Origin of the sequence: Phaeodactylibacter xiamenensis, from assembly GCF_000759025.1 — a bacterium.
In the GTDB taxonomy this organism is placed as follows: Bacteria; Bacteroidota; Bacteroidia; order Chitinophagales; family Saprospiraceae; genus Phaeodactylibacter; species Phaeodactylibacter xiamenensis.
In genome coordinates, this window is the sequence record NZ_JPOS01000035.1 from 50,650 (window position 1) to 65,963 (window position 15,314).

Annotated in this window: 9 protein-coding genes; 6 read left to right on the plus strand and 3 right to left on the minus strand. The window is 50.4% G+C overall.

From position 1 onward, the window contains the following. Positions 1 to 105 precede the first annotated feature (105 nt). From IX84_RS13800 to IX84_RS13825, 4 genes are all read left to right on the plus strand, one after another. Positions 106 to 999 (plus strand): tetratricopeptide repeat protein, encoded by an 894-nt coding sequence (locus tag IX84_RS13800; RefSeq protein WP_152605057.1) that lies wholly within the window; start codon positions 106 to 108, stop codon positions 997 to 999. Between the two features lie 604 nt (positions 1,000 to 1,603). Continuing rightward, the gene (locus IX84_RS31010) at positions 1,604 to 2,512 is read left to right on the plus strand and encodes an OmpA family protein (RefSeq protein ID WP_052516006.1); all 909 of its coding nucleotides are present in this window, start codon (positions 1,604 to 1,606) and stop codon (positions 2,510 to 2,512) included. 55 nt (positions 2,513 to 2,567) lie between these two features. Further along, on the plus strand, positions 2,568 to 3,806 hold the full coding sequence (locus tag IX84_RS31015) for a helix-hairpin-helix domain-containing protein (protein ID WP_052516007.1): 1,239 nt from the start codon (positions 2,568 to 2,570) through the stop codon (positions 3,804 to 3,806). A 63-nt stretch (positions 3,807 to 3,869) separates the two neighbouring features. Then, entirely contained in the window at positions 3,870 to 4,559 is a 690-nt protein-coding gene (locus IX84_RS13825; protein WP_152605058.1) for a hypothetical protein, read from the plus strand. Positions 4,560 to 4,621: 62 nt separating this feature from the next. Here IX84_RS13825 and IX84_RS13830 read toward each other — a convergent pair whose 3' ends face one another. Then, positions 4,622 to 6,001: a M20 metallopeptidase family protein gene (locus IX84_RS13830; protein WP_044221773.1), complete on the minus strand. Its 1,380-nt coding sequence runs from the start codon at positions 5,999 to 6,001 to the stop codon at positions 4,622 to 4,624. A 111-nt stretch (positions 6,002 to 6,112) separates the two neighbouring features. On the opposite strand from IX84_RS13830, the gene IX84_RS13835 reads away from it, so the two are divergent. Next, positions 6,113 to 7,042, plus strand: coding sequence for a bile acid:sodium symporter family protein (locus IX84_RS13835; RefSeq protein WP_044221776.1), 930 nt, complete (start codon positions 6,113 to 6,115; stop codon positions 7,040 to 7,042). A gap of 178 nt (positions 7,043 to 7,220) precedes the next feature. On the opposite strand, the gene IX84_RS13840 is transcribed toward IX84_RS13835, so the two are convergent. Continuing rightward, positions 7,221 to 8,309, minus strand: a complete 1,089-nt coding sequence (locus IX84_RS13840; RefSeq protein WP_052516008.1) for an AI-2E family transporter — start codon at positions 8,307 to 8,309, stop codon at positions 7,221 to 7,223. A gap of 103 nt (positions 8,310 to 8,412) precedes the next feature. On the opposite strand from IX84_RS13840, the gene IX84_RS13845 reads away from it, so the two are divergent. Then, positions 8,413 to 9,144 carry a phosphatase PAP2 family protein gene (locus IX84_RS13845; RefSeq protein ID WP_081968761.1) on the plus strand — a complete coding sequence of 244 codons (732 nt, stop codon included), beginning with the start codon at positions 8,413 to 8,415 and terminating at the stop codon, positions 9,142 to 9,144. A gap of 2 nt (positions 9,145 to 9,146) precedes the next feature. On the opposite strand, the gene IX84_RS13850 is transcribed toward IX84_RS13845, so the two are convergent. Beyond that, the gene (locus IX84_RS13850; protein WP_044221782.1) at positions 9,147 to 15,062 is read right to left on the minus strand and encodes a gliding motility-associated C-terminal domain-containing protein; all 5,916 of its coding nucleotides are present in this window, start codon (positions 15,060 to 15,062) and stop codon (positions 9,147 to 9,149) included. Positions 15,063 to 15,314 lie beyond the last annotated feature (252 nt).

Here is a 15,314-nt window from a genome sequence, read left to right on the forward strand (position 1 = left end):
CTCGGACAAAGAGGTAATACGCAAGGAACACTAGTCTTTTAGGGGGATTAAAGTCTTACTTTTACCTTCATCAAGATTGTCTGCAAGCAAACACTATGTAATATCATGAAGATACTGAGCCCTTTTGAAGGTAGAGGTATGGGATACCAATACAGGGTTGTTCCTGATATGAGCAGTGCTTTACGACGCCTAAAGCTGTTGTTATGGTGTATCATAGCCTTAACAGTATCAAGCTGTGATGACACAGAAGATAATGAAGTGGAGGGTTTCTTCGAACGCCAAAATGCCGCTCATGAGGGAGACTATATCGCCACTTATCCACTTTCAGACCCGGATTCCTGCATTGCCCGGCTCAAGGAGGAAGTGCCGAAAGCTCTTCAACCCTGGGCTTGTCTGTCTTTGTGGTACCATTTGCCGAGGGACAGCCCGGAGGTCAACTTTCGCCTGTTAGAACTTTATGAAGAGAATTACCCCCACGATACTGTGTTTGCATTTTGTCAGATGATGCGTGCAGAGTTTTATATCGACCTTGCCGAATTCGACCTTGCTGAAAAGTATACGGAAGACGCCTACCGCCGGTATATGGAACTGGGCCGGACGCTTGATGCTGAAGATGCCCGATATCTTCAGGCCCGCAGCTATATTTACCAGAACAAGTTTGCGGAAGCACTGGAAATTTACTTTGATTTGCTGGAGATTCTGGATAAGGCGAGTAATCATTTCTCAGACCGGCATGCCAACCTTTACTCTGATATCTGTGTGGCCTATGAGCGTAGCAGGAACAGGGCTCAGTATCTGGAGTGGGCACAAAAAAGTTGGAAGGCAGACGTTTCCAAAATACATGAACCCTGGAGGTTTCGGATAAAGACAGCGAATCACTTTAACGGCTACTACCTTAAAACTCAACCTGACTCCAGTATTTACTGGGCAAAGGAAATGCAAAAAATATTTCGGGAGGCTAACCCTGAAAAGCCGGCTTATCAGGGAATTACAAATTAAACTCAGCCAGAAAGCCGGCCCATCCTCTCCTTCCGAAGCCGGGCATGCGTCTCAGGAGTCGTCCGAGCTCAAGAGTATGAAAATTCTGACAGACCAGGACTGGCTTGTTTTCAAGGAACGTTATGAGGAGTGCTTTCCGGGTTTTCTTGACAAACTGAAAGAGATGTTCCCTAAACTCACCTCTGGCGAGACACGCCTTATCTTACTAATGAAACTAAAATTTGACAACAGAGAGGCAGCCGAATCATTAGGCATTTCCCTTCATTGTGTATGGCGCAGCCGCCATCGGCTAAGCAGAAAGCTAGGCCTTAATACTACCGGGGACCTGGACGTTTTTATCGAAAGGCTTTAGCGGGCCGTTGTGAAGTCAGTACACGCTGCCGTAGTGAGCCTGATTGATGCCCGGAAGTATATGCAAAAAGTAAAGGAGGCGTGTACTTACCATTAAAACTTCTGAAACACGTAGCTGCCAGCGAAAGGTGGAATCAGCTCCTGCTACTAATTTCCCAAACCGCTTCAGGCATTTTAAGAAGAAAAGTATTACTTTGGCAATAACCAAAGGGAGAATCGCCTTTGTACTAACGAACCACCAATTTACAACACTATGCGTTTTTTGGCCTTATTGGTTTTCATGGGCTTTCTGGCCTTCGCTTTACTGGCACGCTGGTACTTTATTTGTGAGCTCCGGCAGCAGTGTGGCCCCGGAGAGCTGGTAGATGCCCGTTTGCAGACCCTCCGGCTCACAGAGGGCGATAGCGTGTTGCTAAGGGGTTATGACCAATTTGCCTTCGACTCTGCTGCTTTGCAGCCTCGCCTAAACGACAATAACCAGTTTTTTCTGGATACACTGGCGGCTATTCTTAGAGACCGTTCGGACCGTAACGTGACCCTCACTGCCCTTTATCGCGAAAGCGAAGACGCTGTAGCCCCCGGTTTCTTTGAAAACCTGGGCCTGGCACGCGCTGATCAAATCCGGAAGCTGATGATGCGAAGGGGTATTGACCAAAACCGCTTCACCCTTGATTACGGGATTAGCGAAGACCGCCAACTACGTGAACCCATCATGTTTGACCTTTATGACCCCGCAGCGGTAGAAGGGGGCTTTGAAAAAGTGTTGTTTACCTTTAAGAACATGACTTTTTCAGATGCTAACTTTGAGTATAATTCAGCCGTTTTCAAGCCGGGGCCGTCCCTGCAGCTCTATGCAGATTCGGTGAAAACCTACCTTGACCTCAACCCGGAGGCCAGCATGGCCATCATCGGTCATACCGATAGTATTGGCTCTGATGCCTATAACCTGGATTTAGGGATGCGCCGGGCCGAAAATGCCCGCTTTTACTTTCAGGACTCCCTGGGCGTGACCGCCAGTATTCAGATTGATTCCGAAGGGGAGAGCCGCCCTGTAGCTCCCAACTCTCTGCCCGGCGGTGCCGATAACCCGGAAGGCCGGCAAAAAAACCGGCGGGTCAATTTTGTCTTAAGTACTGCGGCGGACTCCACTGCTGTACAGTAAGGCAACTGAATTAATAACCTTGGGCATCAGCCCGTATCAACAATACCAATAAACCATGGACCTGAGCAATTTATTTAGTCAGTTTACCGCCCGCGAAAGCATCTTCATACTTATCGTCATGTTAACCGCTTTTTTGTTCGGGCTGCTGGTAGGCTACCTGCTGCGGAACCGACGGGTGCGCGAGTTGCGGCGCGAGTTGAACGATAAAAAAAAAGAACTAGCTGATGCGCAGGCAGAAATAGAAACCTTGCGCGAACAATTGTCCCTGAAAGATGCCGACCTTAAAAAACTGGGGTTCTCTCTGCAGGAAGCAGAAGCCGGGCAACAGCGCTTGGAAGAAGAAAAGGAACAGCTCAATAAAGAGGTGTTTATGCTCAGGCGGCAGTTGGAGGAAGGCGGGCACAGCGGAGACTCTTATCAGCAAATTGTCGATGACCTCAATGATGAAGTGGCAGCCCTGCGTTCCCGAAATCAGGAGTTGGCCAATGCTCTTGAAGCAGCTTCAAACAACGGTGGGCAGATGGCTTCCGCTGCAGTGATAAGCCCGGACCGGTTGGATGCCCTGGAGCGCAAAATGGATAATCTTTCTCATGATAATGCCGCACTTCGGTCTGAACTGAAAACCCTGGTGGGGGGAGCCGTGTCCCGTGGAATGGCCACTCCGGAAGCCAATATACACCCCGAAGTGCACCCTATGCCGGGCCTGCCTGACGCTACGGTGGTGGAGGAAGAACCGGAGCTGCAGTTTACCAACCCAAAGCCCTTCATGGATAAAATCCGGGAGCAGGTCGCAGAGCGCGATGACCTGACCCGAATTGAAGGGATTGGCAATTTTTTGGAAAAGCAGCTCAATGATATCGGTGTCTATACCTACGAAGAAATAAGCAGTTGGGACTCTGAGCGTACCCAACAGGTTACAGAAACGATTGGCTACTTTGAAGGCCGAATTGAAAAAGATAAATGGGTGGAACAAGCCGCCCAGCTGGCCCTGCAAAAACAGGAAAATCCGGATGACTTCAGGACTAAGGTGGCCCCATTATCTGAAGATCCCACCGATCTGACTATTTTTGAAGGCATTGGGCCTATGGTGGCTGATGCCTTAAAGACAGCTGGAATTGGAAGCTGGGGTGAGCTTGCTGCTGCAGATACGGACCGCCTGCGGGAGATACTGGAAGCCTCAGGGCCCAATTACAACATGCATGACCCCGCCACCTGGCCGGCACAAGCCCGCCTGGCTACGGAAGGAGAGTGGGCGCTTTTGCAGGAGTATCAGGAAGAGATGCGGGAAGGGTAAACGAATCGAACATGCTATTTAAGCCGCTGTTTTACAGATGAATAAAAATAAATACTGTAAAATATGCGAATTCTTAGTCTGTTGATCTTTTCTGTTTGTTTGACGTTTTCCGCCTTAGGGCAGAAGCCAGACACTTCCTACGGGGAATATGACGTACGGCCTTATCCGGCAACCAATGTACCCGTTAGCCCGGAAGCAGCTTCTTTTATTGCCCTTTTCGAGGAAAGCAACGTCGGTAATCTGCGGGTCTATGCGCACTATGATGAGGGGCTACCCTACAATTACCCATTTAAAGGTGAAAAGATACCGGAACCGTATTATGAAATGTTTGCCGGAACCCACCGCGATTTACTGGAGGATGATAAAGCTTCGGCTTACAGCATTTACAGCATCAAAGGCAACAGGGCAGAGCACTACCTGATTCGTACACCTTCAGGCAAAGGGCCCAATACCATTGTTTTATTTGATCTGAAGGGGGAAGTGATGGAGCCCGTACAGGTTTTAGCCTATGCCTACTGTAAGGGTGACTTCTGCTATCAGCAGGATAGCTTTATCACTGATCTGGATGGTGACACCGACCTTGATATTCTGACCAAATTCCGCCGGATAGAAGCCGATGATGAGGAAACGCTAGTCAAAAATGACATCGTCTACCTGCAGGAAGACGATGGTTCCTTTGAAATGGTGCTGGATAACGAGTTGCGCATAGACAAAGATGCCTATAACATGAAAGCGATTGAATTTGAGGAATAAGCAATGCCTGAATTGGCAGTCATGCCCCGCCTGAAGCTTTAAAGCAGCAGGCGGGGCATTTTCTATTTCAGAAGGTCAAGTACCGCCGCAGTCATGGCCACCACACCTGTTGTAATTGTCGGCTCAGGGTCAGGAGCAAAGCCGGAGTTGTGCAGCGACGGCAATTGTAGTGCTCCCCGTTCGGCGGCAGCCATCTGTTCCTTAGCTACGGCGCCCAGCCAAAACATGAAAATGGGGACCTTTTCTTCAGTACGTCCGTAGCGGCCAAAGTCTTCCCCACCCATCACCGGATCTACGGCAAGGGTATGCTCTTTGCCCAATGCGTCAGTGAATACCTGTTGTACGCGCTGTGCCAGTTCCGGGTCATTGAATGTGGCTGGGGTGAACTCATCGCGGAGTTCCACCTTCGGGTATTGATTGGCCTGCAGCCCCGCAGACATTGCCACGCCCTGGCAAATACGTTTGATTTTCTCAATAATGGCCGCACGGACTTCATCGGTGTAGGAGCGCAGCGTCAATTCGAGTTGCACCTGATTAGGGATGACATTGCCTTTGGTTCCGCCATGAATAGACCCTACTGTAACCACCGCAGGCTCCAGGGGAGAAAGCTCCCGGCTGACAACCGTTTGCAGCGCCACTACGATACGGGAGGCTAAAAGCACAGGGTCCTTGGTAGTGTGGGGGTAAGCCCCATGGCCGCCCTGACCATAAACCGTGATATCCATCATATCCACATTGGCCAGGCTGTAGCCGCTCCGGCAGCCCACTTTACCGGCTTCCATGCCCGCGCTGACGTGCAGGGCGATCGCGTAGTCTGGTATGGGAAAGCGCGTGTAAAGCCCATCTGCCAGCATGGCTTTAGCGCCTCCGCCCCGTTCTTCTGCCGGTTGCCCAATGAAGACAAGCGTGCCTTTCCATTGATCCTTCCGCTCCGCTAATTGCCGGGCTGCCCCTGTCCAAACCGTCATATGTATATCGTGCCCACAGGCATGCATGACGCCTACCTCATTTCCGGCATCATCTTTTGTAGTGACGGTGCTGGCATAGGGCAGGCCGGTGTCCTCGACAATCGGCAAGGCATCCATATCTGCCCGTACAAGCACCGTTGGGCCTTCGCCATTGCGCATAATCCCTACAACCCCATAACCACCAACACGCTCGGTGACTTCAAAACCAAGCTGCCTTAGTTCCTCCGCCATGCGTTTAGAGGTTGCTGCTTCCTGGAAGGAGAGTTCCGGATGGAGGTGGTAGTGGCGGTACAGGTCTTCCAGGTAAGCATAATCTTTCCGGACGGAAGCTTTGAGCCCTGCGTAGGGGTCATCTGTTCCGGATAAAAAAGCGTGGTCTTCGCGGACTTCTTGTTTCAGGGCATCCAATGCGCCCTGTGCAGACAAGGCTATGGCGCAGCCCAATAGGACAGCGGTCAGGATCAGGTATTTCATTGTTTTGGTATTCATGTGATGAGAAATATAAGCAAAACCATAGGGCAATTGGAGGTGTTCTCCTGCCTTTCTTGTTTTCTTCTTACTTTTAGCTTATCCAAAGTTGCAGAAATGAATGCTATTGATGCCATAAAGATCAACTTTAACCCCGAACAGCTCACACTGCTGAATATTTGCCTGGCCTTCATCATGTTTGGCGTTGCATTGGACTTGCGGGTGGATAATTTCCGGGAGTTGCTACGCCGCCCAAAGGCTCCACTCATCGGATTGAGCTCGCAGCTGATCCTGCTGCCGTTGCTGACGATAGGGCTGATCTATCTTTTTCGGCCGGCACCAAGTATAGCATTGGGCATGTTGCTGGTTTCCGCTTGTCCGGGGGGGAATGTATCCAATTTTGCTGTGCATTTGTCCAAAGCAAACACGGCCTTGTCGGTCTTAATGACAAGCGTATCCACGCTTGCGGCGGTCGTGATAACGCCCCTGTACTTTACCATGCTGGCACCGCTCGTACCAGGGTCTGAAGGATTACAGGGGGATATTTATGTGTCGCCAATGAGTATGGTCACGACCATTGTACAGTTGATTCTAGTGCCTTTGCTGATTGGGATGGGGCTTCATGCCCGATTCCCTAAAACCACGGCTCTGCTGAAAAAGCCGGTGCGCATGCTGTCTATGGCCATCTTCATCGGGTTCGTCATCTTTGCGCTTTATGCCAACTACGACAATATCGTCAATTACCTATACATCGTTTTCTACCTCGTGGTGATCCATAACGCACTGGCGCTATTTACCGGCTATCAGTGGGCTTACCGGAATGGCCTGCCACAGGCAGATGCCCGGGCAATTTCCATTGAAACCGGCATTCAAAACTCCGGGCTGGCCCTGATTCTGATTTTCAATTTCTTCGACGGACTGGGCGGTATGGCTTTGGTGGCAGCGTTTTGGGGCGTTTGGCACCTGATTTCAGCCTTCACCCTGTCAATGTGGTGGCAGTTCCGGCCTATCACTGCTGCGGCCTTTGGTAAAGAACAGGCGAATTAGAGGAGCCGCAAAGAGATTAACGGCGCGGCTTTTCAGTTGTCGGAGCCGCGGATAAAAAGGGAGTGATTTTGGGGTCTGAGCCAGGAAAATAGGGCTTGAAAACCGCCACGGGTACCCAACGTTTCATCCCTGACAGGCCCTTGGTTTTGCAGAGCTTTGTGCCAAGGCAAAAAGGAAGCTATTCCTCTTCTCCAAAGGCTTGTCCCTGAAGCACAAACCGCTTGTAGTAATTGATGAGCAGCGTAGTAAGCGGTAGCGCGATGACCATCCCAATCACTCCAAAGAGCCCGCCCCAGACAGACAGTGCCAGCAGGATGACCGCCGGATTCAGGCCCGTGGCACTTCCCATAATCCGCGGTGTAAGTACAATTTCCTGAATGGCCTGAACGATGACGAAAACCAGGAGCACACCACCAGCGCACATCCAGTAGCTGTTTCCGGTTTCAACCGCCTGTACCCCAGCCAGGAGTAGGGCGGGCACTAGTCCTAACGTCTGTAAGTAAGGCACAAAGTTTAGCAAGCCTACAAAGATACCCAGCAGTATGCCCAGGGGCAGCCCGATTAAATTGAAACCTATTGCAAAAAGAATACAGACCCAGAAGACAATCAGCGCCTGGCCCCGGAAGTAGATTTGCATCCCGTCTTCCACATCATGTACCAGCATCACAACCGGCTCCCGGTAGGTAGGGGGAATAGCAGTTTCCCAGTTGTCCGCAAAATCATGGTAGAACAGCATGATGAACACCAGATAAAGCAAAAACGTAACGATACTGAACAGCCCCAGCACAATGCCCATGGCACTGCTTAACCCGCTCCAGATGTAAGAAAGGATCATAACCCCGTAGTTGTAGAGGTTCTCCTCCGTGAGCAAGGCTCTGAGCTCCTCACTGTGCAGGTAGGCTTCGATTTCCTGAAGGACTTCAGGTGGCAGAAGGGACTCCAGTTGGAAATTCAAACTACCGCCCAGCAATTCCTGCATTTTGGCAATTTCACTGTTGATGGCCGGGATGGTCAGCATTCCAATGAGGACGAGAAAGACCACCAGGCTGAATAGGGTAAGCAGGACCGCCACCCATCTGGTACGGACCTTAAGCCGTTCCTGGAAAAAGCGTACGATGGGCTCCAGCAGATAGGCTACGAAGAGCGCAATGAAAAAGGAGACCAGATAAGGGCTCAGGTAATCCAGCAGCCATAGGAACAGAGCAATGCCGCCAAGATAAAGCAGGATATCGATAATGCGGTCCAGGGTCCAGGTATTCGGTTGCATAGCGGAAGAGGCAATTATTTCCCACCAAGTTAGGGCCGAAATTTAGTTTCGGGTGGGATTTTTAACGGAAATTTTTACTTTACCAGCCTAAAGTCAATCTTTTATGCCACCTACATCCATACAGCGTCTTTGTTTTTGTATTTTTTTTATGGTGTTGTTGTCACCTCTGGCACAGAGCCAGGCCCATCAGCTCAGTTGGCCTGTGGATGGGGGGCTGTTGGGGACAGGCGCATTGACTTATGGCCTGAGTATTCCGCTCCAGAAGAAAATGCCCGGCATGTCTTTGGACGATCTCGATCTGCTGGATCCTCTCAGAATCAATCGCTTAGACCGGATTGCCACCTTGCAGGCCAGCGAAAAGGCGCGCCTCGCTTCTGATATTACCTTACGTACCGCTTTAATCCTGCCTCTGGGGTTATTGGCAGAGTCCAATAGCCGCGATAATTTTGGAGTAGTCTCTGTGATGTGGCTGGAAACCATGCTGCTTACCAACGGCATTACCCGACTGGTCAAAATTGGCGCCCGCCGAAGCCGCCCTTACACCTACAACCCTTTGACGGGCGAAGAACTGAAAATTGATCCGGAGGCACGCCTTTCCTTTTTTTCCGGGCATGCTTCCAATACCGCTGCTATGTCCTTCTTTACAGCACAAACCCTGGTGCAAAACCGGCCGGATATGCAAAACAAAGGACTGGTTTGGGCTACAGCAGCAACACTTCCGGCACTGACCGCCCTGTGGAGAGTCAAAGCGGGCAAGCATTTTCCAAGTGATGTGATTGTTGGCTATGGTATCGGTGCCCTGATCGGGATATTGGTACCTAATTTACACCGGTAGCGCTACCGCATCAAGTGTACTTCGCCCTCCATCTGCAGTTTTCGGCCATCTATCAGGGTAACTTCGGTCATGTACACGTAGACTCCGCTGTTGAGTAATTGCCCGCGGCTTGTGCCATCCCATCCCAGGTTCTCTTCATTGGCCGGGAAAGACTTTGCCTCAAATACCTGATTGCCCCACCGGTCGTAGATACTCAGGAAGTCAATCTCCATAACCTGATTCGGCTTTGCAAAAAGGGTGAAGTAGTCGTTTTTGTTGTCTCCGTTCGGACTGAAGGCATTAGGCGCATAGACGGGCACACGTTTGTCAACCTGAATCAGTACGGCATCCTCCACTTCGCAGCCTGCGTCCATCAATGCCCGCAGAGTGATAGTGGTGCTGTTCATAGGGATCAGTGCAGGGTTCAGGCAGCCTGTACAATCCAGCAACTCTGCAGGGCTCCATATCAGGGAGTCGGGTATGAAGTTGAGCTCCGGGGTCAGGGTGAGGGTGTCACCCTGACGGACTTCAATTTCTCCGCCCAGGTCAAGCGTAAGGGACGGCATGGCTTGTATCTCAAAAGGCTGCTGTGCTTCACAACCCAAGGCATCTCTCAGGATCAGTACATAATTGCCGGGCACGATCGGGCCGCGCAGAGGTAGCCCTTCTGCAATCTCAAAGTTGATGCCGTCAATAGCGTAAGTATACGGCGGCAGCCCGCCGGATAAACGGCTGATTGACCAATGGCCGGTACTGTCCGGGCAATCCGGGTCCGTAAGTTCCAGCGCTGCCTCGGGAAGATTAAAAGTGAGTTCAATATTCGTGATCACAGAATCGCATCCGTTTTCAATGCTGGGGATGATGTGTTGTCCGGTAGGCTGATCAATGGTGTAAGTCGTCCCAAAGAACTCCTGCACTTCATCTGCGCAGAGGGTATCCCGGAAATACCGTATTTCGGGCTGAAGCAGTACATTGATGCTTACCTCCAGAATGCTATCGCAACCATTAACTGTATTTAAAGTGTCAATTCCGTTAGGCTGGCTTTCTGAATAATAGGTTCCGTTGAATAGAGTACTGTCTCCCGCACAAATATCCAGCACTACGGGGGTACGGTAGCTGGGCAGCAGGGTGGTGGTCATAATGACGGTGGAATCGCACCCAAATTGATTGGTCAGCGTTTGCGCAACCGTCCCGGTGTCCACGGGGTTGCAGCTTTCGCTAAAGAGCAGGGTGGTATCGCTGGGCAGCAGGGTGGTGGTCGTAATGACGGTAGAATCGCACCCAAACTGATTGGTCAGCGTTTGCGCAACCGTCCCGGTATCCGCGGGGTTACAGCTTTGGCTGAAAAGCAGGGTGGTATCGCTGGGCAGCAGGGTGGTTGTGGTGACGACGGTAGAATCGCACCCAAACTGATTGGTCAGTATTTGCACGACGGTCCCGGTATCCGCGGGGTTACAGCTTTGGCTGAAAAGCATTGTGGAGTCACCTGGCAGCAGGGTGGTTGTAGTGATGACGGTGGAATCGCATCCGAACTGATTGGTCAGTGTTTGCACGACGGTCCCGGTATCCGCAGGGTTGCAGCTTTCAATAAACTGAAGCGTCGTATCGCTAGGTGCCAACAAGGTTTGAGTGACCACCACCGAATCACACCCCAACTGACTGGTAAAGGTTTGACTGACACTGCCTGTATCCTGGGGATTGCAGGAAAACAGGGTATTTGTAATTTCGTATTGTGCAGCTAGCGTAGTGAGTGTAGTTACGACGGAATCGCATCCGAACTGATTGTTGAGTATTTCAATAGTGGTCCCGGTATCTACCGGATTACAACTTACCGCACTAACAAAAATACTATCACCTGGTAACAGGGTAGTTGTAGTAATGACGGTGGAGTCGCATCCGAACTGATTAGTCAGTATTTGCACGACGGTCCCGGTATCCGCAGGGTTGCAGCTTTGGCTGAAAAGCATTGTGGAGTCACTGGGCAGCAGGGTGGTCGTCATGATGACGGTGGAGTCGCATCCAAATTGATTGGTCAATACTTGCGAGATGGAGCCAGTATCTGCCGGGTTACAGCTTTGGCTTAAAATCAGTGTCGTATCACTGGGCAGTAAACTAGTCTGCGTAATGATAAAAGAGTCGCAGGCCAACTGATTCGCCAGGATTTCTACAGAAATACCAGTATCGAGGGGATTACAGCTCTCTAAAAATACAAGTGTTGTGTCTGAATCGCTACAGCCAGCGGAACAGGTGCCAGGACTGAAGATTTCCAAATCCACTGTGCAATCGGTCTGGTCCAGATCAAAAACCGTAATAGTAGTTGAGGGAATATTAGCAGGGAGCGGCCCCAAAACAAAGGTACTGTCGTACAAACCAGTTGTATCTAACAGGCCGCTTATGCCAAAGCTGCTTCCATTATTGACACCTGACAAGGTAAGCTCCGCTATGAAAAAATCATCCTGAGCGGTGCCCGGGGTGCTGTTATCCTCACAAGCCAGTACATTTACAGCAGCTTCAAGGGTACAGGAATCCGAGCAGGAAGCCTGAGGTGCAACGGTCAGAATGGAAAAACAGCTGGTCAGGTTTTCGTCAATAAAAGCCAGGTTGATACTGCCTCCTGATATGGGATAAGCTCCAATGACGGTAGGTATGCCAAATTCACCGTTCTCCATACCCGTAGGTGGAACCGTGAACCACCCCTCTGTGCCCACCGGATTGTTTACCTCGACGATGAATTCGAACAAGTCATCAGTAGGGTCGCTGGCTGTCCCGTTATCCAGGCAGTAGGTGTCCAGCAAAGTCACAGTCAATGCACACGAATCTGAGCAGGAACCCGGACTGGAAAGGTTAAAGCTACTGCTACAGTTGCCATCATTATTATCGGTAATCACTACATTAGAAATGCTAACGTCCGTACTGCCGGGAGGAAGACTAAATGTAGATGTCGTGCCGTAGGTACCTTGTGCCGGAGTGATTTCCCCGTTTACGGAGCTTAAGGTATAATTGCCTGCGGTATTGAGGCCATCAACCATCAAACTAAAAGTAACCCGGTCATCGTTTGGGGCACCGGGGGTGCCATTATCATCGCAGATGATATCCGTTGGGTTGACTTCCGTAAGCAGGCACTCATCTGAACAGGTGCCGGGATCTGCAATCACAAAAACCTGGCTGCAGCTGGGGGTACTTAAATCTCTCACAACAAGTGGCACATTCCCTCCTCCTGCACTTCCTCCGGGCATACTGAAAGTACTGGGTGCGCCGTAAAGGCCGGTGCCGGAAAGCAGGTTGCCATTGGCTAGCTCCACCGTATAGCTCGTGCCGTAGACAGAAGTGACCAGTAATTCTACTTCAATAAAATCATCATCAGGATCAGATGGTGTCCCGGCATCATTACATGTAACATGCTGTATATCCAAGTCGGTGATTTCGCAATTCTTGCAGACGTTGTCCACCGTGAGAATAAACTGGCAATCCGCGACGGTACTGTCGGTAATAACAATTTCATACTGATCGGGTAAAGGCTCTGCCGGGAGGAAGCGGAAAGTCGTGGTTTCGCCAAAGTAGCCTACCGGGCTGCCAACAATCATTGCATTATCTATCTGAACACCGTAGATGGTGTCCAGGGCATTTCCAATGGGATTGAGGTCAAATTCAAGTATATCGTTGTCGCAGACTAAATTGGTAAGACCAGCCGATTGTATAACGCAGGTATCCGAGCATGGTGGTGGCGGGGCCAGATTTACTGTCACAAAGCAGTTTGGGGAGACCAGGTCGGTAAAGGTCACATCAATGGGCCCATCGCTGATTAAAAAGGGGCCAAGGCTGGCAATGTCGTCGTAGTCGCCGGCAGTATCACCATTTGGGGTATCCGAAATCCAGCTACTGCCGGACGCCGCAGTAGGATTGGTGATTTCAAATTCCACCCGGTAAGTATCATCATCAAAAATACCGGGTGTCCCACTGTCCTGGCAAAAAAGATTGACTTCGGTGGCTTCAATATTGCAGACCGCTGAGCAGTCTCCGGGGTCGAAGAGAAAAAAGGAAAGTGTACACCCGGGGTTGTTTTGATCGGTCAGCGTAATTGTTGTCCCCCCGTTACCCGCAGAGCCGATTGGCAGGGAGAAGGTCTGCAGCGTGTTATACAGCCCGTTTGATGGAGTTACAGTGGTTCCGGCGGCAGTGATGTTATACCCTGAGGCAGTGCTGATAGCCGGAACGTTAAGGGAAAAGGTGATAAAATCATCATTGACGTTGCTAGTCGTACCGTTATTGTTGCATTGAATGCTGGCAAGGCCCTGGTCAAATATGGTGCAGGCATCAGAGCAGTTTCCTGGCCCGTCCTGGGAAAAGGAGTAGGTACAGGAAGGGTCGTTGTTGTCAATTATGGTAATGTTGACGGCGTTGCTGTTGGCTGTTCCGGCAGGCAGTGTGAAAGTAGTAGGGCTGTTATAGTTGCCTCCGGAGGGCATCGTACTCTGTCCGTTGGCTATAATTGTGTAGCCACTTCCCAGGTTTGTACCTGAGGGCTGAAGCGTGATGACCATTTGATCGTCAGCCTGAACGGTGCTCGTTCCGTTATCTGCACACTGTACATTCAGAACGTTGACCCCGTTGAGGTTGCAGTCATCGCACGGATTGTCCATAGCAAAGGTAGAAGTACAGGCACTGTTGTTCACATCTCTGATGGTAACGTTGTAAGTTGAGCTCTGTGGAGTATTGGGCAAAAAGCTGAAGTTTACAGGCGTGCTGAACGCGCCGGAGTTCTGGCCCAGAATTGTCCCGTTTGGAATGGTCAAACTGTATTGTGAACCAGTACTGCTATTGGGCGAAAGCGTAAAGTTGATGATATCGCCGTTTGTACAGCTTATGTTGCCAGGAGTGGCGTTTGTGATATCGCAGGGCAGTGGGGTGGAACAAGGGGCGGTATTATTGACAAAAACCTGGGCAGTGCAACCGGGATCCTGAGTATCCGTGAGCATTAGCGTGAAAGAGGGCGGTGCTGCTGCCGCATTAACCATGCGGAAAGTAGTAGGATTATTATATGTGCCGATCGTATTCAAAAACGTCAGCCCCGGCCCGCTGATGGTGTAGGCATTACTGGTACTAATACCAAATGGGTTAAGCGTTATCAGCAACTCATCATCATCGGGGTCATTGGGCGTATCCATATCATCGCACTGAACCCCCAGTAAATTGGGCGCTGTAATTGCGCAGGGCGAAACGCAGGTACCAGGGTCCTGAATAGAGAAAATGTATTGGCAGGTCAGATCGCCCTGATCTGTCAGTATAAATGAAACAGAGCCGCTTCCCGCTGAACCCGGTGTGAGCTGAAATAATTCCGGGGTATTGTAAAAACCACTGCCCGGCAGTACCAGGCCCGGCGATGCAATAAGGTTGTATTGAAGACTAACATCTGTACCTGAAGCGATGATTTCCATAGTGATGTAATCGTCCTCCTCCAGGCCTGGAGTATTGTTGTTGTTGCAGCTAACATCCAAGACTTCGACCTGTTGCACTTCACAAGTTGAATAGCAGGGATTGTCAAAAGTAAGGACAAAGGTGCAATTGGGATTGTTCTGGTCCGTAAGAGTGATTTGATAGGTCGGTACAGTCGGATCATTGGGGTCAATAACAAAACCATTGGGGAAGCCATATACTGCTGTGGATGGAGAGATGCTTCCCGAAGCAAATGCGACCGTGTACCCATTACCCAGGTTGTTGCCGGAAGGGTTCAGGAAGAGCGTGAGCCGGTCATCGTCAGGGTTGGTGGGCGTATCATTGTCCAGGCATACCACTCCGCCTAAGCCTGCACTTATAATACCACAGAATTCTAAATCGCCGGCCGAATTTATGGCGCTCCCCCGGCACGACAGAAAGCCAAGAAGGAGAAGCGGTATAAACAGAGCCGTTCGATAGCAGACTTGTTGGGGAATACCTTTCATCACGTGTTTGTTTGACGGAAACCTGACATCATTGCAACACGTATGCTCAGCTGCCTGAGATCAACACAGACTACGCCTAAAAAACCAGATAACCCCTAAGTGATTTATTTACAAGGGTTTAAGGGTTTTGTGCATGAGTGCAGTGCTGTGAACATAAGTGTTGTTTATCGCCATCTTGCGACTGTAACGGGGGGTAAAGTCTCAGTGTTTTAGTATCTGGGTTTTTTCAGCTTCAAGCAGTTACCGTTCCGT

What these genes read in the sequence shown, in the direction of transcription:
- IX84_RS13830 (WP_044221773.1), bottom strand. Translation starts at nt 6,001, where the DNA reads ATGAAATACCTGATCCTGACCGCTGTCCTATTGGGCTGCGCCATAGCC.
- IX84_RS13835 (WP_044221776.1), top strand. Translation starts at nt 6,113, where the DNA reads ATGAATGCTATTGATGCCATAAAGATCAACTTTAACCCCGAACAGCTC.
- IX84_RS31010 (WP_052516006.1), top strand. Translation starts at nt 1,604, where the DNA reads ATGCGTTTTTTGGCCTTATTGGTTTTCATGGGCTTTCTGGCCTTCGCT.
- IX84_RS13800 (WP_152605057.1), top strand. Translation starts at nt 106, where the DNA reads ATGAAGATACTGAGCCCTTTTGAAGGTAGAGGTATGGGATACCAATAC.
- IX84_RS13845 (WP_081968761.1), top strand. Translation starts at nt 8,413, where the DNA reads ATGCCACCTACATCCATACAGCGTCTTTGTTTTTGTATTTTTTTTATG.
- IX84_RS13825 (WP_152605058.1), top strand. Translation starts at nt 3,870, where the DNA reads ATGCGAATTCTTAGTCTGTTGATCTTTTCTGTTTGTTTGACGTTTTCC.
- IX84_RS13850 (WP_044221782.1), bottom strand. Translation starts at nt 15,062, where the DNA reads ATGAAAGGTATTCCCCAACAAGTCTGCTATCGAACGGCTCTGTTTATA.
- IX84_RS31015 (WP_052516007.1), top strand. Translation starts at nt 2,568, where the DNA reads ATGGACCTGAGCAATTTATTTAGTCAGTTTACCGCCCGCGAAAGCATC.
- IX84_RS13840 (WP_052516008.1), bottom strand. Translation starts at nt 8,309, where the DNA reads ATGCAACCGAATACCTGGACCCTGGACCGCATTATCGATATCCTGCTT.